Here is a 22580-nt window from a genome sequence, read left to right as displayed (position 1 = left end):
GATGTCACGCCAACAGGATCAACAGGCCATTGCCCTGGCCGCCATGTGCCAGGCCGCCACCCTGGTGGATCAGATCGCAACCCGCGGCATGATTCCGCAAAACAGCTTTGAAGCCTGCCTTTACAGCATTTTCGTTACCGAGCCCGGCTGCACCGAAGACATTTACGGCGGTGCCCACGACCTGCCCCACAACCTGCACCTGGGCCTGAAAACCCTGGGCGATTTTATCGACAAGCGCCGGGGCGATCAGAATCGCAACCTGATCAACTATGTGCTCAGCATGATCACGCTGCAGGCAAAGCTCGTATCCAACAAGGAAATGCTCGCAACCCTCGGCAAGCGTATCGATCAGATTCGCCAGCAGGCGCAGTATTTCAATGGCCAGGATGGCGATCTAATGGACAACCCGGCGGTGTTCACCCACACCAACGTGGTGGCCAATATCGCCAGCCTGTATCAGGAAACGATCAGCACCTTCAGCTTTCGCATAAACGTGGGTGGCGATCCGCGCCATCTGCAAAATGCCGACAACGCCGCCAAGATCCGCGCCCTGCTGCTGGCCGGAATTCGCGCCGCCATGCTCTGGCAACAGGTCGGCGGGCGCCGCTGGCAGCTGCTGTTTTTCAAGCACCGGGTACGGCCCTCACTGCAGCGCCTGCAGGCGCCGCAGTAAGGCGAACCTGCAGGCTGATACACCTCACCGGGGTGACTCGTCTGCAGATCTGCGCATAAGTCATACGCGGGCGCTGCATTTCCGGTATAATGCGCCCACTTTTTTAACCCTACAGTCACAGCGAGACGTTTCATGGAGCTCTCTGCCCTTACCGCCATTTCCCCCATCGACGGCCGCTACGGCAGCAAAACTGCTGACCTGCGCGCCTTTTTCAGCGAATTCGGCCTGGTCCGTTTTCGTGTCGAAGTGGAGATCCGCTGGCTACAACAGCTGGCAAACCACCCTGGCATCGTCGAGGTGCAGCCGTTTAGCGCTGCCACAGACGCCCAGCTGAACGCTATCGTCAGCGAATTCAGCGAAGCCGATGCCCAGCGCGTCAAGGACATCGAGCGCACCACTAACCACGACGTCAAAGCCGTTGAATATTTCATCAAGGAAAAATTCGGCAGCAACGACGAACTGGCCAAGATCAGCGAATTCGTGCACTTTGCCTGCACCTCCGAGGACATCAACAACCTGTCCCACGCACTGATGCTGAAAAACGGCCTGGCCGTGATGCAGGATCAGATGCAGCAGGTGAAAGATGCCATCGCCACCCTGGCGCACGATTTTGCCGCCCAGCCGATGCTGTCCCGTACCCACGGCCAGACTGCCTCGCCCACTACCCTGGGCAAGGAAATGGCCAACGTGGCGCACCGTTTGCAGCGCCAGCTAAAGCAGCTGGAGCAGATGGAATTCCTCGGCAAGGTCAACGGCGCTGTCGGCAACTACAATGCCCACATCTCCGCTTACCCCGATGTCGACTGGCAGGCCTACGCCGAGACTTTCGTCACCAGCCTGGGCCTTGACTGGAACCCCTACACCACTCAGATCGAGCCGCACGATTACATCGCCGAGCTGTTTGATGCGATCTGCCGCTTCAACACTATCCTGATCGACTTCGATCGCGATGTCTGGGGCTACATTTCCCTGGGTTACTTCAAGCAGCGCACCATTGCCGGCGAAGTGGGCTCGTCCACCATGCCGCACAAGGTGAACCCGATTGACTTCGAAAACTCCGAAGGCAACCTCGGCATCGCCAACGCCATCATGCAGCATCTGGCCGCCAAATTGCCGATCTCCCGCTGGCAGCGCGACCTGACCGACTCAACAGTACTGCGCAACCTGGGAGTGGGCTTTGGCCACAGCCTGATTGCCTACCAGTCGGCCCTCAAGGGCATCAGCAAGCTGGAACTGAACGCCGCGCGCATGGATGCAGACCTCGAGAACGCCTGGGAAGTTCTGGCCGAACCGATTCAGACCGTGATGCGCCGCTATGGCATCGAAGAGCCATACGAAAAGCTCAAGGCACTGACCCGCGGTCACACCATGAACCGCGAGACCATCCAGAACTTTATCGACACTCTGGATATGCCGGACGACGCCAAGGCATCCCTCAAGGCGCTTACACCACAGAATTACATCGGTAATGCTGTGGCACAGGCCGAATCAATCTGATTGATTCGGGCTGGTTAAACGGGGCCCTTGGGCCCCGTTTTTAATGGTGGCCGCAGTCTGAGCCAGGCCAAGAGACGCATAACCCGAACTGCCTTCGGAACTCCCATGCTGAAGAATATCCGCATTGTACTGATCAACACCTATCACCCTGGCAACATAGGCGCTGCTGCACGCGCCATGAAAAACATGGGGCTAACGCAACTGTGGCTGGTGGAACCCCGTGAGTATCCTCACCCCGATGCCGATTCCCGTGCCGCCGGCGCCAAGGATGTACTGGATGGCGCCCGGGTGGTTGGCAGCCTCGATGAAGCCATCGCCGACTGTCAGCTGGTGATAGGCACCAGCGCGCGCAATCGCACCTTTGACCTGCCCCAGCTTGATGCCCGTGAATGCGGTATCAAATGCGCAGCGGAATCCGGTGACGGCGAAATCGCCATCGTCTTCGGCCGTGAAACCATGGGGCTGCATAACGATGAGCTCAAGCGCTGCAACTTCCATGTCTATATTCCGGCCAACCCGGAATACCCGGTCCTCAACGTAGCCCAGGCGATCCAGCTACTGAGCTATGAAGTCTGGATGGCCCACGAGCAGCCCGCCGCGAAGCAGGAAAGCGCCCCCTATCCGCGCCAGAGTGAGATGGCGCTGTTCTACGAGCACCTGGAGCGCGTGCTGCGCATGACTCATTTCATCATCCCGCAGCACGAAGGCCGCGTGCTCGACAAACTGCACCGTTTTTTCAACCGCAGTCGCCCGGAACGGAGTGAGTTGGGCATGCTGCGGGGGATTCTGGCTTCAGTGGAAGAAGTCCTTGATAAGCAGAGGAAGTAAATCACATCGATGTCATTCTCTCTGAAAGACACAAACCCCGGCAGGCTGCGCGCCATCCTCTGCAACATCGGTGGCAGAAGTGCTCGGCAAGCATAAAAAGTAAACAGCTGACAGAAAAACAGCCATCGCAACCCGTCGGGCTGTTGTCCCGACAAGGCACCGCGGGCTAGTCTTGATAACCGTGGCGCGGGCTTTACTCAGCCTTCGCTGCTACGCATGCAAGCTGTATACATTTGTCCGATAACATTGCCGGGATACGAACCATGAACAACCAAATCAAGACACTGATGAGCCAGGCCGATGAGTTACGCAACGGCATCCACGACCTGGCCGAACGTACCCAGAACTATCAACTCAATCTCGCCGGTATCGAACGCTGCGTGGGCACCATCAGCCACTGCGTTACCCTGGTGGGCAACAACCGCGTCGCGGCCATCGCAGCCAAGGATCAGCGCAAGATCATGGCTGAACTTGAAGGCGCCGTCGATGAATTAAAGGAGCTGCTACAGCGCTGATGAACATACTTAACCTGGGCGACCTGACCCCCGAACGCTTTCTGGCAGAATACTGGCAGAAAAAGCCGCTGCTGATCCGCCAGGCCTTTCCCGATCTGGAACCGGTCATCGAAGCCGACGACCTGGCAGGCCTGGCCTGCGAAGAGGACGTGGAAGCGCGCATAGTGCTGCAGGATCCCGCCAGTGATCACTGGGAACTGCAGCAAGGGCCGTTCGAGGAAGAATATTTCGGCCAGCTGCCCCCGTCCCACTGGACCCTGCTGGTTCAGGCCGTGGATCACTGGGTACCTGAAGCGGCTGAACTGATGGCACAGTTCGACTTTATCCCGCGCTGGCGCCTGGATGACCTGATGGTCAGCTACGCCGTGGATGGCGGCGGTGTCGGGCCGCACTATGACAACTACGATGTATTCCTGATACAGGCCGCAGGCCAGCGGCGCTGGGAAGTCGGCGGTGAATTTAACTCAGACTCGCCCAAACGCAGCGATGCCCCGGTGATGATCCTGCCGGAATGGGAGGCCGAGCAAAGCTGGGTTCTGGAGCCCGGTGACATGCTTTATGTACCGCCGCGCCTTGGGCACAGCGGCATCGCCGTGGGTGATGGCTGCATGACCTACTCGGTGGGCTTTCGTGCGCCCTCCCATGGCGAAATCATGCGCAACTTCACTGACTTTGTCGGTGAGCGCCTGAGCAACGAACTGCGTTACAGCGATCCCGACCTGAAGCCACAAGCCAACAGCACTCAGATTGGAGACGATGCCCTGGCACGGGTGCGCGGCATCCTTAACCAGTACATTAATGACGATGCCCTGCTGGGCGAATGGTTTGGCCGCTGCATGACAGAGCCCAAGTATCCGGATCTGGATCAGCAACCCGAAGAGCCCGTCAGCGCTGCAAACCTGCGTACCTATCTGGAATCCGGCGGCACCCTGAGCCGCACCGAAGGCGCCCGCCTGGCCTGGCGGCGCAGCAGCAACGGCTGTGAACTCTTTGCCGATGGAATCCGTTATGCCGGCACCGAAGCACAGGAACCGCTCTTCAGCGGCATTTGCAACAGCGGCGGCCTGGAACTGGGCGAGGACATAGACGCTGCGCTGGAACTACTGACCCAGCTGATCAACCAGGGCATCTTCTACGCTGACGATCAGGGCTGATAGCAGGGGTTAGAAGCTAGAAGTAAGGGGCTAGGGGCTAGGGGCTAGGGGCTAGGGGCTAGGAAGAGTTTAGAGCCCGGCGCCTCATATTCAAAGCGGCTGCCCTTGACAACTCCACTCCACAACAAAGGCTGCCTCGGCAGCCTTTGTTGTTTTAGCGTGCAGCAGCTGTTCAGCCCTTGGGCGCCGTTTGCAGCATGGACGGACGCTGACTGAAGCGCTCGAACCAGGCAGTAAGGCCTATACGGTCTTCGCGCCAGTTGAAATCAGGAAAACGAAAGCTCAGGTATCCCAGTGCACATCCAAGCGCGATGGTACCCATATCGAGCCGCTGTTCAGCGGGCCCACTCGCACCTTCGATTAGCGCGATATCGCGCTCCAGCAGATCCAGCGTGCGACTAATCTTTCCCATCTGACCCGCTTCCCACTCATCCCATTGCAGAACTTCTGGCCGGGTAATGCGCTCGTAACGCGCCAACAGGGCCGCATCCAGCAAGCCATCAGCATGGGACTGCAGTACCAGCGCCGCCCAGCGCGCCTCGCCCTGGGGAAACAGCGTGCCACCGGCCTGGCTGTCAAGGTATTCACATATGACCCGACTGTCACAGAGCACTTCGCCTGTATCGGTTATCAACGTAGGGACCTGCCCCAGTGGATTGAAGGCCGCGATCGTCAGATTGGGGTCTACCGGATTGGCCGCCGCATTCAATAGTTCGAGCTGATCAGCCGAACCCAGCTCATGGGCCGTTACCAGCACCTTGCGCACAAAGGGAGATGCCGCCGAATAGTAAAGTTGCATAGTGAGTCCCGTAACCATCCATAGATTCTAAGCTGGCAGAATACTCTGGCAGCCGGGGGATGAACAAGGCATCCCTGCATCAAAGCGGTCTCTCAGCTCTCTTCAATCTTGCTGAACAGATCATGCAGCTTTTCGGCACCTGCAATGAGTAACGCTTGCCTCGCACGCCGGCAACAGCCCCGAAAGGCCGCACCCGCTCAAGGTTCTTATCGGCTTCCTAAACCCCCTTGGCGCTGAGCTCCACGGCCGCCCAATGACTCAGTGTGCCGCCCTTTCACCCCAGATTTCCTCCAGTCGCGAAACGCGCCTGCAGGCGGTTTTGTAGTAGCGGTAGCGGATAGGATTCTTGATGTAGTAATCCTGGTGGCCTTCCACCACTGGATAGAAACGCGTGGCATCCAGCACCGGTGTGACCACAGTGCTGTCGGCAAACTCCTTCACAACCTGCTGGCGTGATGCCTCTGCCAGGGCGCGCTGACTGTCATCCAGCACAAAGATGGCGCTCAGGTAACTGGGCCCCTTGTCACAGAACTGCCCCCGGCTATCGAAGGGATCGACGTTCACCCAGTAAAGATCCAGCAACTGCTGGTAGCTGATCACCTTGGAGTCGTAGGTAATTTCAATCGCCTCGTAGTGGCCTTCGTGATTACCGTCATACACCGGATTTTCCAAAGTACCGCCGGTAAAGCCGGAGACCACATCCGTTACCCCTTCCTGGGGCTGAAACGCCTGCTCCATGCACCAGAAGCAGCCCCCGGCGAAAATGGCCTTGTCGGCCAGCACCACTGCAGGCTGCAGTGCCCCCAGCAGCGCCAAAGTTGCGATTGCGTGAGTTTTCATGGGTTCTACCTCGGTTAATCTCAGACTGAAGCTTAGCAATGAGACTGCGCCACGGGAATCCCGTTCAGCCCAACGCTGACTGATACCCGATGGGCGTAGAGAATCCCAAGTACAGGGATCGAAAGATAACGGTATAAATACAGAGTTACAGCATGCCACCTGCACAGCTCAGAACCGGGATACCCGCGAAGTTGCAAAGGGTGCGGGATCTAACCGCTCTCACCGGCCGGCGGCGCAAGAATGTTCACCGGTCGACCGCCAAAAAAGGCTACCAGATTATCAAACGCCTGACCGAAATACATTTCATAACCTGCGCGTTCCACATATCCCAGGTGGGGACTGCAGAGTACGTTGTCCATTTTTAGCGCCCAGTAATCCGCATCGACAACCGGCTCCTGGTCATACACATCCAGCGCCGCCCGGCCTGGGCGACCGAACTGCAGCGCCCGTTGCAGGGCGCCGTCCTGCACCAGTTCCGCCCTGCTGGTATTCACAAAGAGCGCATCGGCCTTCATGCAAATCAGATCCTCATAGTGCACAAGGCCGCGAGTCTCGGCATTCAGGCGCAAATGCAGGCTCAACACATCGCTGCGAACAAAAAACTCATCCTTGCTTGCAGCCACACCCAGACCCATTTCAGCAGCGGCCCGACGCGAATTCTCACGCCCCCACACCAGCACTTTCATATCAAAAGCCTCGGCATAGCGCGCCAGACGACGGCCAATCTTGCCAAAACCCCAGATGCCCAGCGTCTTGCCGGCCAGACAGTCGCCAATATTCACCTGCCAGCGCCCCTGCTGCATCCCATTAATAGCCGGCACCAGGCCGCGCATCGCCGCCATGATCAGCGTCCAGCTGAGCTCTGCTGGCGCCACCGGCGACCCCGTACCTTCGGCAATGGCCACCCCCCGGCGATGGCAGGCCGCAACATCAATATGCGCAGCAACCTTGCCGGTCTGGCTAATCAGTTTAAGGTGCGGCAGCCTGGCCAGTAGCGCGTCATCAATACAGCTGCGCTCACGGGTCAGCACCAGCGCATCGGCAGACGCAAAGCGTTCCACCAGTGTATCCAGGCTGGCAGCCGAGTCGTGGTAAACCTCAACCTCGAAATCCCGCAGGCGGGAAAAGCACTCCAAACCCTGCACCACATGCTGATAATCATCCGGTATCACAACTTTCACGATAGTCTCCTGAGGCAGAATCGGCTTTTGCGCAATAGATCAGTAGTCAGCCGGCAGGCCGCTGAGCCTTGGCGACAGACGGGGCACAGAGACACTTTATAGCGATGTTTCGAGGCACGCCAGGGGCGCGCTGCACTCAAGCGCCTGCAAGCACTCATGGACATCATGGGGTGTTGTATCGCAGGATTGACGGGCGGCTTAATGCTCAGCAGCAGACTACGTTCCTATCAGGAAGATACGCCCATGACCGGTGACAGCCACCGCAAGACCCCCATCCCGCGCGCGTCACTCATGGGCATTTTGAAATATCTGCGCCCCTATAAACGCCAGATTGCCTATGCCCTGGGCGCCCTGCTGTTTACCGCCACCATTACTCTATCGATCGGCCAGGGCGTACGACTGATCATTGACCAGGGTTTTAGTACCGGTTCCACCGCTCAGCTGCGCCACTATGTGCAGCTATTTCTGCTGCTGGTCGTCGCCCTGGCGCTGGGTACCTTTGCGCGCTACTTCTGGGTCACCTGGCTTGGCGAGCGCGTGGTGGCGGATATTCGCAGCCAGGTCTTTAATCACCTGATCGATCTGCACCCCGGTTTTTTCGATAGCAATCGCGGGCTCGAAATACAATCACGCCTCACCGCCGATACCACCTTGCTGCAGGCAGTGATCGGCTCATCGGTGTCGGTGGCGCTGCGCAACCTGATCATGATGCTCGGCGGCACCGTCTGGCTCTTTGTCACCAACCCCAAGCTCAGCGCGTTGGTACTGCTGTGCGTACCGCTGGTGGTGGCGCCTATTATTCTGTTTGGCCGACGCGTGCGCGGCCTGTCCCGGCGCAGCCAGGACAGCATTGCCGATGTAGGCGTCTATGTTGGCGAAGTGCTGGGGCAGATCAAGACCGTGCAGGCCTACAATCACCAGTCGCTGGACAAGGCACGCTTCGCCACCGTAGTGGAGCAGGCTTTTGCTGTCGCACGCCAAAGGGCCGTACAGCGTGGCCTGCTGATCAGCATCGTTATAGTACTGGTGCTCGGCGCCGTCGGGCTGATGCTTTGGGTCGGCGGGCTGGATGTAATAGCTGGGCGCATCAGCGCAGGAGAGCTCGCGGCTTTCGTATTCTACAGCGTTATTGTGGGTGCGGCAGTGGGCTCAGTGAGTGAAGTCATCGGCGATCTGCAGCGGGCCGCAGGCGCCGCCGAGCGCATCGTCGAACTGCTGGCCAGCAATAATGAAATTACAGCGCCGCCGCAGGGTCTGCAGCGACTCCCCGCGCACATCAGCGGCACCATAGAGCTGCACAACACGGGCTTTATCTATCCCGGGCGCCCCGATACCCCGGCCCTGGACGCCATCAACCTGCGTATTGAACCCGGTACAACCCTGGCACTGGTGGGGCCCTCAGGGGCTGGAAAATCGACCATCATCGACCTGCTGCTGCGTTTTTTCGACTGCAGTGAAGGCCATATTAGCGTTGATGGCATTGATATCCGCAGGCTTGATCCGGTCGACCTGCGACGCTGCTTCGCCCTGGTGTCCCAGACACCGGCGCTGTTTTTCGGCACCATCGATGACAATTTACGTTACGGCAAGCCTGATGCGAGCCAGCAGGAAGTGGAAACTGCAGCCCGTGCCGCCCATGCCCACGACTTCATCTGCGCCCTGCCCCAGGGCTATCAGACCCGCCTGGGGGATGCCGGCAGCGGCCTGTCCGGCGGGCAAAAGCAGCGCTTGACCATTGCCCGCGCCATCCTGACCGATGCACCTATCCTGTTGCTGGACGAAGCCACCAGCGCACTGGATGCCAGGAGCGAACGCGCCGTGCAGCTGGCACTCGAAAGCCTGATGCGCGGACGCACCACCCTGGTGATCGCGCACCGTCTGGCGACGGTGCAGTCGGCCGATCGCATCGCAGTGCTGGACCATGGCCGCCTGGTTGCCCAGGGCACCCATCAGGAACTGATACAGACCTGCAGTCTCTATGCACAGCTTGCCAAGCTGCAATTCGATACCCAGGCTTGATGCCAGCTGCCGTCGATCAAACCCGGATTGCAGCGCTCGCTACGCCAATTACCCGGTTCATTGCGCCACGCAGACTTTGGCAGCATTGTACCCAGTCTCAATCATGTTACTCTCGATGGTTGCACGCCCGAATGGAATGCCTAGTCGAACCATGAATTTAAAACCACGGTTTCTGTTGTTTAGCGCTACCCTGATCGTTATTTCCAGCGTTGCCATCTGGTATTCGGCCCGACAGCAGGCTGAAGAAATTATCGACCAGTGGGCCGTGCGCTACGCGGAAAAGCAGGTCCTCTACGACAAGGCCAGGGCCCTGCAGCCCATCCTGCGAGAAATGGCGCTCTCGCGCCAGTTCGCAAGCTCTTCCCATATCATCGACTGGGCCAATAACCCGGATGACCCGCAGTTGCTCAACCGGGCTATCGAAGAGATGGAAAGCTACCGCCTCAACTTTACTGACAACAGCTACTTCGTCGCCCTGCAGCAATCTGGCCACTACTACCACAACAATGCGACCAACGAATACGCCGGGCAGCAACTGCGCTACACCCTGGACCCGGAAAAAGCGAAGGATCGCTGGTTCTATGATGTCATTGATCAGCAGCGCACCGTGCACCTGAACGTCAACCCCGATGTCGATCTTGGCGTCACCAAACTCTGGATAGATGTACTACTGCGCGACGGCGACAAGATTCTGGGCGTGATCGGCACCGGCATGGAACTCGACGGTTTTATCGACCAGGTGCTGCAGGACAGCGGTCAGGATGTTACCAGCCTGTTTGTCGATCATCGCGGCGCCATCCAGCTCTACAGTGACCCCAGCCTGATCGACTACGGCTCCATTTCCAATCCGGGTACCCCAGCCAACACCCTCGAACGCCTGCTGGACGACCCCGCTGATGTGCTCAACATCAAGGCGGCCATGGCGGAGCTGGCCAGGTCCGACGCAGATGTCACCACACGTTTTGTCCATCTTAACGGTAAACGCTACCTGGCCGGCGTTGCCTATATACCGGAAATTGACTGGTACGAAATTACCCTGCTGGATTTCGAATCCCTGCTGCCGCTGAGCAGTTTTAGCGGCATACTGCTGATTTGCAGCATTACGTTACTGCTCGTCATGCTCAGCTTTAATCTGGTACTTGGGCACCTTGTTCTGCGCCCACTGCGTCAACTTGAGCAGGCCATCGATGGTGTCCAGCGTGGTGACTTCAATGCGCAGTCACTGCCAAAGGCGCAACGCAATGAAATCGGTCGCCTGGTGATCCAGTTCCAGCGCATGGCTGAATCCGTGCTGGAGTCCCGACAGGGCCTGGAACACAAGGTGCAACAGCGTACCGAAGCCCTCGAAACGCTCACCCGCACCGACCCACTGACAGAACTGCTCAATCGCCGTGGCATGACCGAACAAATACAGGAAGAGATGGCACACTGCCAACGCAACCACCTGTCCCTTGGCATTATCTGGCTCGATCTGGATCACTTCAAGGATATCAACGATCAGCACGGCCATACCCAGGGGGATGCCGCCCTCAAGCATATTGCCCAGTTAATTCGCGCCCAGATCCGCAGCCACGACGGCGCGGCACGCTGGGGCGGTGATGAATTCCTGATCCTGCTGCAGGATTGCAACGTGCAGCTCCTCGAGTCCCTAGGCCAGCGCCTATGCAGCAGCGTGGCACAGAATCCGCTGCCAGCGGGCGATTCAACTGACGCCATTGCGCTTGGCATCAGTGCCGGCGCCTGCCTCTGCCTGCCCGGCGATACACTCGAAACCCTGCTGCGACGCGCCGACTGCGCGCTCTATGACGCCAAAGAAGCCGGTCGTAACCAGCTGCGCCTGTACTAAGTCTGACGCCGAATGAGGTCCAAAGCGTTTGGCATCCTCAACTGCGCAGCTGCATTGGCTCTTGCGCACGAATATTTTTCAGGCATAACGCCACCTCGCGTCATTGCCATTACACTTAACCAATAATCTTGTTTCAACAGCCCCCGTGTCCTACCGATACGGGCCATGGCGGTACCCTTGCGGTCACCGCTATTGAAACTGCTACCGGAGAATCAGCATGATTGAGCTCAAAGTGCGCAAAATAGGTGAAGGACTTGGCGTGGAATTGCCCAGCACTGTAATACAGGCACTGGACGCCCGCGAAGGCGATACGGTTTATCTGGTAAACATGCTTAACGGCAGCTATCGACTGGCACGGCACGACGAGAACTTTGTCGAAGAGATGGAACTGGTCGAGGGCATGATGCACGAAGAAGACGCCTGACGTTCAGGCGTCTGGGGTCCTGCACTGCTGTGGGCCTTGAAAGGCGCATGACAATGAAAATTTTCATCTGAAGAAGCCAGCACACGCGATGCGGAATCAAAATGGCTACTGTATGATGCTGTGCCTTATGTATCTGTATTTGTTATTAATTCCATCGTCATCGCCGTGAATATAATGAAAAAACTATCTGCATCGCTGTTATTGGTACTAGCTTCATCTTTGTCTTTTGCCCATAGCGAACCCGCCGCCAAAACACCGGGCGCGGCCGAGCAAAACGCGAAAATCCACCTGGCTTCAGCCAGCGCGTCCATTGTCGATCTAAAAAGCGGTAAACGCCTGTACGACAAAAACGCCGATGTACCTGTGCCCATTGCCTCCATCACCAAACTCATGACGGCCATGGTCATCCTCGACTCTAAGCAGTCGATGAAGGAAAACATTACCTTCACCCGTAACGACCGTACCCTGGCCCACAACTACTATTCACGCATTCGCACCCAGTCGGAACTCAGCCGCGCCGATGCCATCCGCATTATGCTGATGTCCTCGGAAAATCTGGCGGCAACCGCGCTGGCCACCAATTATCCCGGTGGTTTCAAGGCCTTCGTCAAAGCAATGAATATCAAGGCCAAACTGCTGGGCATGAAGCATACCCGCTTCGTTGATTCCAGCGGTCTGTCGTCCAGCAACGTATCCACCGCTGCTGACCTGACCCGCATGGTGGCTGCGGCCGCCAAGTACTCAGAGATTCGAGACTACTCCACCACCAAGGTGTTTACCGCCAACTTTGAAAGCCCGCGTTATCGTCTGGCCTACACCAACACCAACGCCCTTGTACGTGGCGGCAGCTGGGATATTCGCCTGAGCAAGACCGGCTACCTTGACGATGCCGGCCGCTGCCTGGTCATGCTGGCCAAAATTGACAACCGCGAAGTGGTGATGGTCATGCTGGACTCTTTCGGCAAGCGTACCCCCACAGGCGACGCCAACCGTATCCGCAAATGGATTCAGACCGGTGACAGTGGCACTATCGCAGGCGCCGCCCGCGACTATGAGCGCACCCGTAACGCCGCGCTGCAAAAACGCTAAGGCAAACGGTGCGGCCTGCGAGCAACGGGCCCCTGCCGATCTACAGATTCAGAAATGCCGGCGTTTAAGCCGGCATTAGTGTGTTCAGATAACGGGGGGATTACTCCGCCCGCACCCGCCAGTGCAGCGCAAAGCCCGGATCAAACACCAGGATTGACTCGCCCTGGGCCTCAACATTGGCCGGCAGTGGCTGTGCCTCTGTGGTTTTCTCCAGCAACAGATAATCACTGTTTGGCTCCAGCCCATAGAATGCCGGGCCGTTGAGCGAGGTGAAGGCCTCGAGCTTGTCGAGCGCGCTTTCCTGCTCAAACACCGTAGCGAGTGTTTCCAGACACACCGAAACGTTGAAAATACCGGCGCAACCGCAGGCGCTTTCCTTGGCCGAACGCAGGTGCGGCGCAGAGTCTGTCCCGAGGAAGAAACGATGATCACCGGACGTGGCCGCAGCGCGCAGCGCCAGGCGATGGCTTTCGCGTTTGGCAACCGGCAGGCAATAGTAGTGCGGCTTGATGCCCCCTACCAGCATGGCGTTACGGTTAATCACCAGATGGTGCGGGGTAATAGTCGCGGCGGTGTTGTCCGCGCAGGACTTCACGAAATCAATGCCGTGACTGGTAGTGACATGCTCCAGCACAATTTTGAGCGCTGGAAAGCGGCTGCGCACCGGGCCCAGTGTGCGCTCGATAAAGACCGCCTCACGGTCAAAGATGTCGATATCGGCATCAACCACTTCGCCGTGCACCAGCAGTGGCATGCCAATTTCTTCCATCACTGCCAGCACGTCGTACACCGCTTCGACATTTTTGACACCCGCTGCCGAATTGGTGGTGGCACCGGCAGGATAGAGCTTGGCGGCAACTATGTGACCTGCGGCAAAGCCCTGGCGCACATCCGCAGGATCTGTCTTTTCAGTCAGATAAAGCGTCATCAGCGGCGTAAAGGGATCCGTTGCCGGGCAGGACGCTTCAATCTGCGCACGATAATCGATCGCCTGGGCGGTGGTGATGACCGGATGCTTCAGATTGGGCATGATGATGGCACGGCGAAACCAGCGCGTGGTTTCAGGCAATACTTTTTGCAGTACTTCACCATCACGCACATGCAGGTGCCAGTCATCCGGATAACGGATACGCAGTTGGTTTGACATCGTCACAAACTCCCCTGAAAAATTCTGCGAGGATCAACAGCGTCCCCGCGTAACCGGCGCTAAGGGTACAACCAAGGAGGGGCCACGGCCAGTCAAAAACGCTTAACTCTGCACAGGGCCGGGAGTTGGCATATGCATTCAGGGCGAAAGATTCACCCTTTCCTTGTAGCGCTGACGCAGAATCGCTACTCGCTCCACATAAACCTGGGTTTCGGCGTAGGGTGGCACTCCGCCATATTTGCGCACGGCACCTGCACCGGCGTTATAGGCCGCCACGGCAAGGCGGGCATTACCCTTAAATGTATTCAGCAAACCGGCCAGATGCTTTACACCGCCATCAATGTTTTGCTCGGCATCAAAGGCATTTTCAACCCCAAGGGAGGCCGCGGTCGCCGGCATCAACTGCATCAAGCCCTGGGCCCCCATATGGGAGATCGCTGCGGGATTAAAGGCTGACTCGGCATGTATCAAGGCCCGCACCAGCGCAGGGTCCACCTGATGTTCGGCGGCGGCCTTGCGCACCAGCTGGGCATAGGCCGTAAGGTTCAGCGGCGTATTGCGCCAGTTCACCGACGACACCGGATTGCAGGCATAGCACTGGATTTTGACGATTTCGTAAGCCTGATTTTTCGGTTTCTGATCGGTAAAGCTCAAGACGCCTGAGGGTGCGCGGTACTTGTAGATTTTCTGCCCGCGGCTACCCCCCAGCACCTTGTCCCCTTTCCCAGGTCCGCCCACATTGGTGTACTCGATACGTCCATCCGGATGCACGATCTTGCGCAGGCTATCAGCCTGGGCAGAACCGACCCACAGCAGTGGCGAGGCAGCCAGCAGCAGGGTCACTAGGGTTCTGGTGATGCGGCGATTGAAAGTCATTAGCTGAGTGTCAGCTATCAGGAGAAAATTTCAAGCTTTTAGATCATTAACTTAATGCAGTACCTGTCGGCATGAGCGGCCATCATCAGCCGCACTGCCCTGCAGGGCTCGTTATAGTGGCCCGGCACCGAGGCTGGTGAACAGGAAACCGTCGAAGTCCGGATCCTCAGTATTGGACAACGCAAACAGCGTTACCTTGACATTTTCCAGATGCTGCCACATGGCCTGACGTGCACCCTCGGCATTACGCCTGCGCAGCTGCGCCAGTACTTCCCGATGATCAGCAAGCCAGTCACCGCGGTAGGACCTATCCTGAATTCTGGCATGCAGCGTCTTCCACATAGGGCTGCGCTCACGCATATCCCACAGCTGGGTACAGGTCTCCAGCAACAGGCTGTTCTGCGTGGCCCGGGCTATCAACAGATGAAACTCCCGATCTGCAGCATCACTTTTTTCAATCGACTCCAGTTCTGCGCCTTCCAGATCCAGGGTCTCCTGCATCAGCTGGATATCGTGCTTGGTTACTACCTGGGCGGCGCAGGCGGCAATCGCACTTTCAAGCACCTGACGCGCCTGCAGCAGCTCAAAAGGCCCAATATCCTCGGCATGACTCCTGACCAGGCGGCCATCGGCTGGCAGCTTGATCAGGTAACTGCCGGACCCCTTGCGCACCTCTATCAGCTCTTCGATTTCCAGCATGATAAAGGCTTCGCGCACCACTGTACGGCTGACGCCAAACTGCTCCGCATAGACGCGCTCAGTCGGCAACTTGCCCCCGACTTTCAAGCCCTGCACCCGGATCTCTTCTTTAATGTGCTCACCGATGTCCCGGTAGAGTCGCTCAGCCATGGTATCTAACTTCAATAAGGGCGAATTGGTATGACATCCTAGCACAGGGATACTCTATGGCGCTCCACCAAGGGCGCAGAGATTTAGCAATCACGATCAAATTGGCACACCAATTTGAGCTATTAGATTGCCTATTAGCGACAATTGGTTCAATATCACCAGACGTTAAACGCTACTCACACCAAGTAAACCGACTACCGCTCGTGCAACAACCCAGTGCAAAGCCGTTCGAGCGCATGATTGTCCACGCAGACTATAAGGATTTCACCATGCAACATACCTGGCGCTGGTTCGGACCCAGTGACGACATCACTCTTAGCGACATCCGCCAGGCTGGCGCCAGCGGCATAGTCACCGCCCTGCACGATATCCCCAACGGCGAGGTGTGGCCGCTGGAGGACATCCAGGCGCGCAAGGCCATAATAGAGGCCGCAGGGCTGCAATGGTCGGTGGTCGAGAGCATTCCGGTACACGAAGACATCAAGCGGCGCTGTGGCAATTACGCCCGGTACATCGCCGCCTATCAGCAAAGCCTGCGCAATCTGGCAGCCTGCGGCATCGACACTGTCTGTTACAACTTCATGCCCATGCTGGACTGGACACGCACGGATCTGGCCTACGAACTGCCCGACGGCTCCCGTGCGCTGCGTTTTGACCAGACCGCCTTTGCCGCCTTTGAGCTCTATATCCTCAAACGCCCGGGCAGCGAGGCCAGTTACACTGAGGCCGAACAGGCCGAGGCCCGCGCCTACCTGGAAAACCTGAGACAGGAGGGTCGCGATAGTCTGGTGGCCACCATTATTGCAGGCCTGCCAGGTGCAGAAGAAAGCTATACCCTGGATGACTTCCAGCTCGCCCTGACGGCTTACCAGGATATCGACAAGGATCAGCTGCGCACCCATCTGCAGCTGTTCCTTGAAGCCATAATCCCGGTGGCCGAAGCATGCGGTATCCGCATGGCCATACACCCGGATGATCCACCGCGCCCGATTCTCGGCCTGCCGCGCATTGTCTCCACGGCACAGGATGTGGAATGGCTGATCGAAACCGTCCCCTCCAGAGCCAACGGCATTACTTTCTGCACCGGCTCCTACGGCGTGCGGGCAGATAACGATCTCAGCTCAATGGCCCGGACCTTTGCCGATCGTATCTACTTCACCCACCTGAGATCCACCGAACGGGAACAGACGCCTGGCAGTTTTCACGAAGCCTCGCACCTGGATGGCGATGCCAATCTGCTGGATGTGATCCGCATTCTGCTGCAGGAAGAACAGCGCCGCGAACAGGCCGGTGACCTGCCCGCCATTCCAATGCGGCCCGATCACGGACACCAGATCATGGATGATCTGCGAAAGAACGTGAAGCCGGGATACTCGGCGCTGGGGCGCATGAAAGGTCTGGCCGAATTGCGCGGTGCGGAACTGGCCATCAAGCGCTATGTGCTCTAACAGGCACCCTGCTCGCAATCGTGAACCTGCACGCTGAGCTCTCGTCTATGACCGCAGCCTTCAGCGTATCTAGTCAATCCGTTTGAGGCTGCGTTTGTGCAGCCGAGCGCGTTCGACGTAGTGCTCGGCGCTGGCCTTGAGGCCGGCGACAGTCTTGTCGTCGAGCTGGCGCACCACTTTTGCGGGGCTACCAATAATGAGAGAGTTATCGGGAAACACCTTGCCTTCGGTCACCAGCGCACCGGCCCCCACCAGGCAGTTTTTGCCGATCACGGCACCGTTTAGCACCACCGCCTGAATACCGATCAACGAGCCCTCACCCACGCTGCAGCCATGCAGCATGGCCTGATGACCAATAGTGACGTCCTGCGCCAGGGTCAGCGGGAAACCCATATCCGTATGCAGCACCGCGCCTTCCTGCACATTGCTGCCCACCCCAATCTCGATGGTCTCGTTGTCACCGCGCAGCACCGCCTGGGGCCAGACACTGGCGCCCTGGCGCAGAATAACCTTGCCGCTCACCGTCGCCTGATCGGCCACATAACTGTCGTCGTGAATGTCCGGCACATGGCCGTCGTACTGATAGATTGCCATTCGCGGCTCCTGAGAAAATTGCTGATATAACGTCTGACTGACTGCTAAAGCCAGAACAGCAGCGCAAGGCCAGCAAGGATTGCGGTAAGCAACGCATTCATCGCCATGCCAATGGAACTGTAAACGCCCATCACACTGCTGACCTGAAAGGCTGCAGCTGTGCCTATTCCATGGCTGGTGACACCCATGGCCAACCCCTGGGCCCGGGCATCCCTTATCCCCAGGCGTGTCATCAGCGGCACGCCAATAATGGCACCAAAAATGCCGGTCACGGCGCAGAGTACTGCTGCAAGTTCGGGGATACCGCCCAGATCCTGGGCGATGCCCATGGCCACAGGGGCGGTGACGGATTTGGGCACCAGAGTCAGCAGAATGGTGCTGTCGAGCCCCAGCGCCCAGGCAAGCCCCACGGCACTGAGCACCGACACCAGAGAGCCCGCCAGCAGCGCAGGAATCAGTGCCGGCAGACTGCGCCTGATACTGCGTCTGTTCTGCCAGATGGGCAGCGCCAGGCAGACTACCGCAGGGCCCAGCAACACATGGATAAACTGGGCACCGGTGAAATAGGCATCGTAGCTGACGCCGGTGATGCTGAGCAGCAGTACCAGCTGACACACCGTCAGGGCCATGGGGTTCAGCAGTGCCGACTGCCCTGCCCGCTCGTATAGCCAGCGCGACAGTACAAAGGCTCCAAGAGTCAGCAGCAACCAGGCCAGCGGGTCACGCCCAAGATAGACCCACAGCGGGGTGAGGTCGGCGTTCATGGCAGCATCTCTTCGTCACAGGCTGGCGTAAAACGCCGCGCCAGGCGGGCAAATATCAGCGCCGAGACGGCCAGCCCTGCAAGCAGGCTCAAGACCAGTACCAGCAACAGTCGACCCAGAATCGGACTTACCAACTCAAGATGGCTGACAATACCCACGGCCGCCGGCACAAATAGCAGCGACAGGTTGGCCAGAAAGAAGTTGTTAACCTGCTCGAGCTCCGCCCAGGGCCGCCGAATAACAGCCAGCACCAGCAGAAACAGCACCATACCGAGCACAGGCCCCGGTAACGGCAGCGCCAGTAGCTCGGCCAGAACGGTGCCGAATACCTGCAGGCCGATGATCAGTGTCAGCGCACCCAGCATAACACCACCCTTAGCTGAGCCCAGTGTAGCCTTTCAGCAGCCTGGCGGACCTGGCCGCAGACCTCAGGCCGACGCACGCCGTACCGGGCGAGATCCGCCAATCGCCAGGGTGATCGCACTAGCTGCACGCATTACAGCTGCACTGTAGTGATCCAGCCGGTCGCTACTAACCCGTACCGAAGGCCCTGAAATGGACACTGCAGCGATGACTTCCGAATTTTCATCGTAAATATTGGCGGCGATGCAGCGCAGGCCCGAGACCTGTTCTTCATCATCCACGGCAAAGCCCTGCAGACGGATTTTGCGCAGCTCGTCCATAAAGACCGCAGGTGTGGTGATGGTGTTCTGCGTCAGGGACGCAAGCCCGGTATGGTTGATGATGTGGGTTACTTCGGCATCATCCAGACCCGACAGCAGCGCCTTGCCAACCCCCGCCGCGTGCAGGGTGCCACGGCTGCCGATCTGCACCACCATGCGCATGACTTCGGTGCATTCCACCTGGCCAACAAACACATGGTTGTGGCCATCCAGAATGGCCAGATTCGAGGTTTCGCCAGTCTCGGCCACCAGCCGTTTCATATGGCTGCGGGCTTCGGCCACGAAGTCACGCTTTTTCAGATAGGCGCTGCCCACCGAGAATGCGGTCACACCCACGGTCCAGAGACCGCTTTGCTCGTCAAAATCAACAAAATCAAGCTGCCGCATGCTGTTTAGCAGACGGTGTGCCGTGGACGGCGCCAGCGCCAGTTCACCAGCCAACTCAGTCAGATTCAGGCCGTTGCTGGAGGCGGAAATGCGTTTGAGCAGTAACAGTGCACGGGTCAGGGACTGTACCTGCACCGCACCAGAGGAGGTTTTCTTGCCGGCTTTGGGCCCATCGTTCAGGCTGTCGTTCATCGGTTCTGTAATCCTTGCAGAAGGCCTGCGCCACACCAACTGCCGCCCCACAAAACCTGTACAGACACAAAGCCTTGAAAATCAAAGTGTGCCAAGGGATACAGTCACCGGGGGCCGGCAGACTCAATGGCCGCCAGTTTATCACCCAAATGCCTGTATCGCTGCCCCCCGTTTCCCGGAATTCACAGCCATACCCTCGAAACTCGCATGAGGCTCACTTCCCGGAATTCGCAAGCTCATTCCAGGCTACAACTTCAACCCGTATTCTCCTCACCCTCGCACCTCGCACCTCGCACCTTTCTTCTAGCCCCTGTCTCCTCGCACCTCACACCTCGCCCCTCGCTCCTTTCTTCTAGCCCCTTTCTCCTCGCACCTCGCACCTCGCACCTCGCACCTTTCTTCTAGCCCCTCGCACCTCGCACCTCGCTCCTCGCACCTTTCTTCTAGCCCCTAGCCCCTTATCAAGCTTCAGCGATCCAGCAGTTCGATCCAGTGCTGCACCGGGCGATCCGACTTTGACTCCAGATGCAGCTGACAGCCGATATTGGCCGTAACAATGCGTTCGGGGTTGTCTAGGGTCAGCGCGTCCAGTTTATTGCGCAGCAGCTTCTGGCTCATTTCGGGCTGCAGGATGGAGTAAGTACCGGCGGAGCCGCAACACAGGTGCTTGTCCTTGGTTTTGGCCAGCTCTACGCCGGCCTTTTCCAGCACCTGCTCCACCACACCGCTTTGCTTCATGGCATGCTGCAGCGTACAGGGGCAGTGAAAGGCGACCTTGCCGGTGGCAGCAGGATTGGGTGCCAGCACCGACAGGTCTTCTTGCAGCAAAACCTCACCCAGATCACGGGTCAGTTCGCTCACCCGCCGTGCCTTGTCGGCATAAGCCGGGTCAGCGCGCAGTAAATGGCCGTATTCCTGCACCATGGCACCACAGCCAGACGCCGTCATAACAATGGCTTCGGCACCGGCTTCAATCGCCGGCCACCAGGCATCGATATTACGGCGCATGAAATCCAGGCCCTCATCGTGGGCCGACAGATGATAGCTGACCGCACCGCAACACCCGGCTTTGGGCGCTTCCACCAGGCTGATGCCCAGGCGATCCAGCACCCGCGCGCTGGCCGCATTGGTGTTGGGCGCCGCTGCGGGCTGGGCGCAGCCGGCCAGTGCCAACATCACCCGGGGATGGCTACTCACGGGCCAGGGGCTGGAGCTGCGCCTGGGCGGCAGCTTGGCCTTGAGCACCGCCGGTAGCAGCGGCTTGACGCTTTGACCCAGGCGCAGCAGAGGCCCGAAACGGGCGGGATAGGGTAAAACCTGGCGCAGACTCCAGCGTAACAGACGCTGCGCCGGCGGACGCTCCAGCTTTTCGTCGACAATGGCGCGGCCTATATCCACCAGCCGGCCGTACTGCACCCCCGACGGGCAGGTAGTTTCACAGCTGCGACACGTCAGGCAGCGATCCAGATGGGTACGGGTTTTTTCCGTGACAGTGCCCTCTTCCAGCAGCTGCTTGATCAGGTAAATGCGCCCGCGCGGGCCATCCCGTTCATCATTCAGTTCCTGGTAGGTCGGGCAGGTCGCCGTGCAAAAGCCACAGTGGACGCAGCTGCGCAGAATGGACTCCGCCTCCTGCCCCCTTGCACTCTGTTTGAACTCGGGAAGTATGTTCGTTTTCATCGCAAACCTGCCTGTTACATCCAGCTATACAGACGACCGGGATTCAACACGCCATCCGGATCGAAAGACTGCTTGAGTCGCTGTTGAAGAAGCTGCAGTGCCCTGGCCTGCGGATGCATTACATCCGCCTGGCGGTCACCGCCGCGGTACAGGCTCACCTGCCCGCCCGCTGTTTCGGCCAGCTGCTGCATCTGCGCCATGCTGGCATCACCGCGATACCAGCGCTGGGCGCCGCCCCAGTCGATCAGCCAGTTGCCCGGCAGATCCGGGTTGACCGCCGTGGACTTGATCGAAAAGCGCCAGAGCGGCGCATCGCCCTCAAAGAACACCAGGGTTTGATCCCGCAATGCCGCCCAGAAGGTATCGTCAGCCTCCAGCTGCGTGCCTTGGCTCTCTGCACCCTGGCCCTGCCATTGTGCCAGCGTGGCATCGACCGCGGCCCTTGCACCGCTGAGGCGCAGATAGAGGCGATTGTCGAGCCAGCAGGCCGCCGACAACGGCTTGGGTTCGGCGGCACGCCTATTCATCAGTGCCACCGCATCTTCCAGCGCCACATCAAACACCAGGGTACGGGTGACGGCGGGCTTGGGCAGCACCTTGAGGCTGACCTCGGTTATCAGGCCCAGGCTGCCCATGGCGCCGGCCTGCAGCCGCGAGACATCGTAACCGGCAACGTTTTTCATCACCTGGCCACCAAAACGCAGATGCTCGCCACGGCCCGTCAGCAGGCGCACACCCAGCACCTGATCGCGCACAGAGCTCCACCAGGGCCGGCCGGGGCCGGACTGATTGCACGCCAGGGTACCGCCAATAGTGGCGGCGCCACCAAAGCGTGGCGGTTCAAAGGACAGCATTTGATTATGCTCATCCAGCGCCGCCACCAGCTCGGTTAAGGGCGTGCCGGCACGAGCTGTGAGCACCAGCTCCACCGGCTGGTAGCTGACAATGCCGCTGTGCCCCGCCACCATCAAAGGCTCACCGCTGGCAACCCGTCCCATGAAGGCCTTGCTGTTACCGCCAATAATATTCAGTTTGCTCCCGTCAGCCCGTGCCGACAGAACCTGCTGTTGCAGAAGTGCAGTTATGTCCGCCATA

Annotated in this window: 22 protein-coding genes; 10 read left to right on the top strand and 12 right to left on the bottom strand. The window is 58.7% G+C overall.

From position 1 onward, the window contains the following. Nucleotide 1 precedes the first annotated feature (1 nt). The 5 genes from hflD (at nucleotide 2) to MPRO_RS16165 (ending at nucleotide 4667) form a co-directional block, all read left to right on the top strand. Entirely contained in the window at nucleotides 2-673 is a 672-nt protein-coding gene (hflD, locus tag MPRO_RS16185) for a high frequency lysogenization protein HflD (protein ID WP_067295043.1), read from the top strand. 132 nt (nucleotides 674-805) lie between these two features. After that, complete coding sequence (gene purB, locus MPRO_RS16180; RefSeq protein ID WP_067295040.1) at nucleotides 806-2170, top strand: adenylosuccinate lyase; 1365 nt, start codon at nucleotides 806-808, stop codon at nucleotides 2168-2170. 105 nt (nucleotides 2171-2275) lie between these two features. Next, nucleotides 2276-2998 (top strand): tRNA (cytosine(32)/uridine(32)-2'-O)-methyltransferase TrmJ, encoded by a 723-nt coding sequence (gene trmJ / locus MPRO_RS16175; RefSeq protein ID WP_067295037.1) that lies wholly within the window; start codon nucleotides 2276-2278, stop codon nucleotides 2996-2998. A gap of 263 nt (nucleotides 2999-3261) precedes the next feature. After that, nucleotides 3262-3513, top strand: a complete 252-nt coding sequence (locus MPRO_RS16170; RefSeq protein ID WP_067295033.1) for a hypothetical protein — start codon at nucleotides 3262-3264, stop codon at nucleotides 3511-3513. Further along, nucleotides 3513-4667 (top strand): ribosomal protein uL16 3-hydroxylase, encoded by a 1155-nt coding sequence (locus MPRO_RS16165; protein WP_067295028.1) that lies wholly within the window; start codon nucleotides 3513-3515, stop codon nucleotides 4665-4667. Before MPRO_RS16170 ends, MPRO_RS16165 begins: the two co-directional genes overlap by 1 nt. 172 nt (nucleotides 4668-4839) lie before the next feature. On the opposite strand, the gene MPRO_RS16160 is transcribed toward MPRO_RS16165, so the two are convergent. The 3 genes from MPRO_RS16160 to MPRO_RS16150 form a co-directional block, all read right to left on the bottom strand. Beyond that, on the bottom strand, nucleotides 4840-5466 hold the full coding sequence (locus tag MPRO_RS16160; protein ID WP_067295025.1) for a glutathione S-transferase: 627 nt from the start codon (nucleotides 5464-5466) through the stop codon (nucleotides 4840-4842). Between the two features lie 258 nt (nucleotides 5467-5724). After that, complete coding sequence (gene msrA / locus MPRO_RS16155) at nucleotides 5725-6306, bottom strand: peptide-methionine (S)-S-oxide reductase MsrA (protein ID WP_067295022.1); 582 nt, start codon at nucleotides 6304-6306, stop codon at nucleotides 5725-5727. Between the two features lie 209 nt (nucleotides 6307-6515). Beyond that, nucleotides 6516-7487, bottom strand: coding sequence for a D-2-hydroxyacid dehydrogenase family protein (locus MPRO_RS16150; protein ID WP_067295019.1), 972 nt, complete (start codon nucleotides 7485-7487; stop codon nucleotides 6516-6518). Nucleotides 7488-7730: 243 nt separating this feature from the next. On the opposite strand from MPRO_RS16150, the gene MPRO_RS16145 reads away from it, so the two are divergent. From MPRO_RS16145 to pbpG, 4 genes are all read left to right on the top strand, one after another. After that, a complete protein-coding gene (locus MPRO_RS16145; protein ID WP_067295130.1) occupies nucleotides 7731-9506 on the top strand; it encodes an ABC transporter transmembrane domain-containing protein in 1776 nt (591 codons plus the stop codon). Nucleotides 9507-9657: 151 nt separating this feature from the next. Next, a complete protein-coding gene (locus MPRO_RS16140; protein ID WP_067295016.1) occupies nucleotides 9658-11352 on the top strand; it encodes a diguanylate cyclase domain-containing protein in 1695 nt (564 codons plus the stop codon). A 217-nt stretch (nucleotides 11353-11569) separates the two neighbouring features. After that, the gene (locus MPRO_RS16135) at nucleotides 11570-11776 is read left to right on the top strand and encodes an AbrB/MazE/SpoVT family DNA-binding domain-containing protein (RefSeq protein ID WP_067295013.1); all 207 of its coding nucleotides are present in this window, start codon (nucleotides 11570-11572) and stop codon (nucleotides 11774-11776) included. 174 nt (nucleotides 11777-11950) lie between these two features. Next, nucleotides 11951-12865 (top strand): D-alanyl-D-alanine endopeptidase, encoded by a 915-nt coding sequence (pbpG, locus tag MPRO_RS16130; protein ID WP_067295127.1) that lies wholly within the window; start codon nucleotides 11951-11953, stop codon nucleotides 12863-12865. 100 nt (nucleotides 12866-12965) lie between these two features. Here the strand turns inward: pbpG and pyrC are convergent, their stop codons facing one another. The 3 genes from pyrC to MPRO_RS16115 all read right to left on the bottom strand — a co-directional run bounded on the left by pyrC (nucleotide 12966) and on the right by MPRO_RS16115 (nucleotide 15737). Then, nucleotides 12966-14012, bottom strand: coding sequence for a dihydroorotase (gene pyrC, locus MPRO_RS16125; protein ID WP_067295011.1), 1047 nt, complete (start codon nucleotides 14010-14012; stop codon nucleotides 12966-12968). A gap of 138 nt (nucleotides 14013-14150) precedes the next feature. After that, nucleotides 14151-14888, bottom strand: a complete 738-nt coding sequence (locus MPRO_RS16120; protein ID WP_067295008.1) for a lytic transglycosylase domain-containing protein — start codon at nucleotides 14886-14888, stop codon at nucleotides 14151-14153. Between the two features lie 111 nt (nucleotides 14889-14999). Then, nucleotides 15000-15737 carry an FCD domain-containing protein gene (locus MPRO_RS16115; RefSeq protein ID WP_067295005.1) on the bottom strand — a complete coding sequence of 246 codons (738 nt, stop codon included), beginning with the start codon at nucleotides 15735-15737 and terminating at the stop codon, nucleotides 15000-15002. Between the two features lie 269 nt (nucleotides 15738-16006). On the opposite strand from MPRO_RS16115, the gene uxuA reads away from it, so the two are divergent. Next, nucleotides 16007-17185, top strand: a complete 1179-nt coding sequence (uxuA, locus tag MPRO_RS16110) for a mannonate dehydratase (protein WP_067295003.1) — start codon at nucleotides 16007-16009, stop codon at nucleotides 17183-17185. A 69-nt stretch (nucleotides 17186-17254) separates the two neighbouring features. Here the strand turns inward: uxuA and MPRO_RS16105 are convergent, their stop codons facing one another. The 6 genes from MPRO_RS16105 to glcE all read right to left on the bottom strand — a co-directional run bounded on the left by MPRO_RS16105 (nucleotide 17255) and on the right by glcE (nucleotide 22579). After that, nucleotides 17255-17779 (bottom strand): gamma carbonic anhydrase family protein, encoded by a 525-nt coding sequence (locus MPRO_RS16105; protein WP_067295001.1) that lies wholly within the window; start codon nucleotides 17777-17779, stop codon nucleotides 17255-17257. A gap of 44 nt (nucleotides 17780-17823) precedes the next feature. Further along, nucleotides 17824-18543 carry an LrgB family protein gene (locus MPRO_RS16100; RefSeq protein ID WP_067294997.1) on the bottom strand — a complete coding sequence of 240 codons (720 nt, stop codon included), beginning with the start codon at nucleotides 18541-18543 and terminating at the stop codon, nucleotides 17824-17826. Further along, entirely contained in the window at nucleotides 18540-18908 is a 369-nt protein-coding gene (locus tag MPRO_RS16095) for a CidA/LrgA family protein (RefSeq protein WP_067294994.1), read from the bottom strand. Before MPRO_RS16095 ends, MPRO_RS16100 begins: the two co-directional genes overlap by 4 nt. A 63-nt stretch (nucleotides 18909-18971) precedes the next feature. After that, nucleotides 18972-19805 carry an IclR family transcriptional regulator gene (locus tag MPRO_RS16090; protein ID WP_067294991.1) on the bottom strand — a complete coding sequence of 278 codons (834 nt, stop codon included), beginning with the start codon at nucleotides 19803-19805 and terminating at the stop codon, nucleotides 18972-18974. 468 nt (nucleotides 19806-20273) lie between these two features. Further along, entirely contained in the window at nucleotides 20274-21485 is a 1212-nt protein-coding gene (gene glcF / locus MPRO_RS16085) for a glycolate oxidase subunit GlcF (protein ID WP_067294988.1), read from the bottom strand. Nucleotides 21486-21499: 14 nt separating this feature from the next. Further along, nucleotides 21500-22579, bottom strand: coding sequence for a glycolate oxidase subunit GlcE (gene glcE, locus MPRO_RS16080; protein WP_067294985.1), 1080 nt, complete (start codon nucleotides 22577-22579; stop codon nucleotides 21500-21502). Nucleotide 22580 lies beyond the last annotated feature (1 nt).

The organism is Marinobacterium profundum (genome assembly GCF_001528745.1).
Taxonomy (GTDB): Bacteria; Pseudomonadota; Gammaproteobacteria; order Pseudomonadales; family Balneatricaceae; genus Marinobacterium_A; species Marinobacterium_A profundum.
The sequence above is the reverse complement of the archived record's forward strand: the minus strand, read 5'-3'. Positions and strand labels throughout refer to the sequence as shown.

What these genes read in the sequence shown, in the direction of transcription:
- hflD (WP_067295043.1), top strand. Translation starts at nt 2, where the DNA reads ATGTCACGCCAACAGGATCAACAGGCCATTGCCCTGGCCGCCATGTGC.
- purB (WP_067295040.1), top strand. Translation starts at nt 806, where the DNA reads ATGGAGCTCTCTGCCCTTACCGCCATTTCCCCCATCGACGGCCGCTAC.
- trmJ (WP_067295037.1), top strand. Translation starts at nt 2,276, where the DNA reads ATGCTGAAGAATATCCGCATTGTACTGATCAACACCTATCACCCTGGC.
- MPRO_RS16170 (WP_067295033.1), top strand. Translation starts at nt 3,262, where the DNA reads ATGAACAACCAAATCAAGACACTGATGAGCCAGGCCGATGAGTTACGC.
- MPRO_RS16165 (WP_067295028.1), top strand. Translation starts at nt 3,513, where the DNA reads ATGAACATACTTAACCTGGGCGACCTGACCCCCGAACGCTTTCTGGCA.
- MPRO_RS16160 (WP_067295025.1), bottom strand. Translation starts at nt 5,466, where the DNA reads ATGCAACTTTACTATTCGGCGGCATCTCCCTTTGTGCGCAAGGTGCTG.
- msrA (WP_067295022.1), bottom strand. Translation starts at nt 6,306, where the DNA reads ATGAAAACTCACGCAATCGCAACTTTGGCGCTGCTGGGGGCACTGCAG.
- MPRO_RS16145 (WP_067295130.1), top strand. Translation starts at nt 7,731, where the DNA reads ATGACCGGTGACAGCCACCGCAAGACCCCCATCCCGCGCGCGTCACTC.
- MPRO_RS16140 (WP_067295016.1), top strand. Translation starts at nt 9,658, where the DNA reads ATGAATTTAAAACCACGGTTTCTGTTGTTTAGCGCTACCCTGATCGTT.
- MPRO_RS16135 (WP_067295013.1), top strand. Translation starts at nt 11,570, where the DNA reads ATGATTGAGCTCAAAGTGCGCAAAATAGGTGAAGGACTTGGCGTGGAA.
- pbpG (WP_067295127.1), top strand. Translation starts at nt 11,951, where the DNA reads ATGAAAAAACTATCTGCATCGCTGTTATTGGTACTAGCTTCATCTTTG.
- pyrC (WP_067295011.1), bottom strand. Translation starts at nt 14,012, where the DNA reads ATGTCAAACCAACTGCGTATCCGTTATCCGGATGACTGGCACCTGCAT.
- MPRO_RS16120 (WP_067295008.1), bottom strand. Translation starts at nt 14,888, where the DNA reads ATGACTTTCAATCGCCGCATCACCAGAACCCTAGTGACCCTGCTGCTG.
- MPRO_RS16115 (WP_067295005.1), bottom strand. Translation starts at nt 15,737, where the DNA reads ATGGCTGAGCGACTCTACCGGGACATCGGTGAGCACATTAAAGAAGAG.
- uxuA (WP_067295003.1), top strand. Translation starts at nt 16,007, where the DNA reads ATGCAACATACCTGGCGCTGGTTCGGACCCAGTGACGACATCACTCTT.
- MPRO_RS16105 (WP_067295001.1), bottom strand. Translation starts at nt 17,779, where the DNA reads ATGGCAATCTATCAGTACGACGGCCATGTGCCGGACATTCACGACGAC.
- MPRO_RS16100 (WP_067294997.1), bottom strand. Translation starts at nt 18,543, where the DNA reads ATGAACGCCGACCTCACCCCGCTGTGGGTCTATCTTGGGCGTGACCCG.
- MPRO_RS16095 (WP_067294994.1), bottom strand. Translation starts at nt 18,908, where the DNA reads ATGCTGGGTGCGCTGACACTGATCATCGGCCTGCAGGTATTCGGCACC.
- MPRO_RS16090 (WP_067294991.1), bottom strand. Translation starts at nt 19,805, where the DNA reads ATGAACGACAGCCTGAACGATGGGCCCAAAGCCGGCAAGAAAACCTCC.
- glcF (WP_067294988.1), bottom strand. Translation starts at nt 21,485, where the DNA reads ATGAAAACGAACATACTTCCCGAGTTCAAACAGAGTGCAAGGGGGCAG.
- glcE (WP_067294985.1), bottom strand. Translation starts at nt 22,579, where the DNA reads ATGGCGGACATAACTGCACTTCTGCAACAGCAGGTTCTGTCGGCACGG.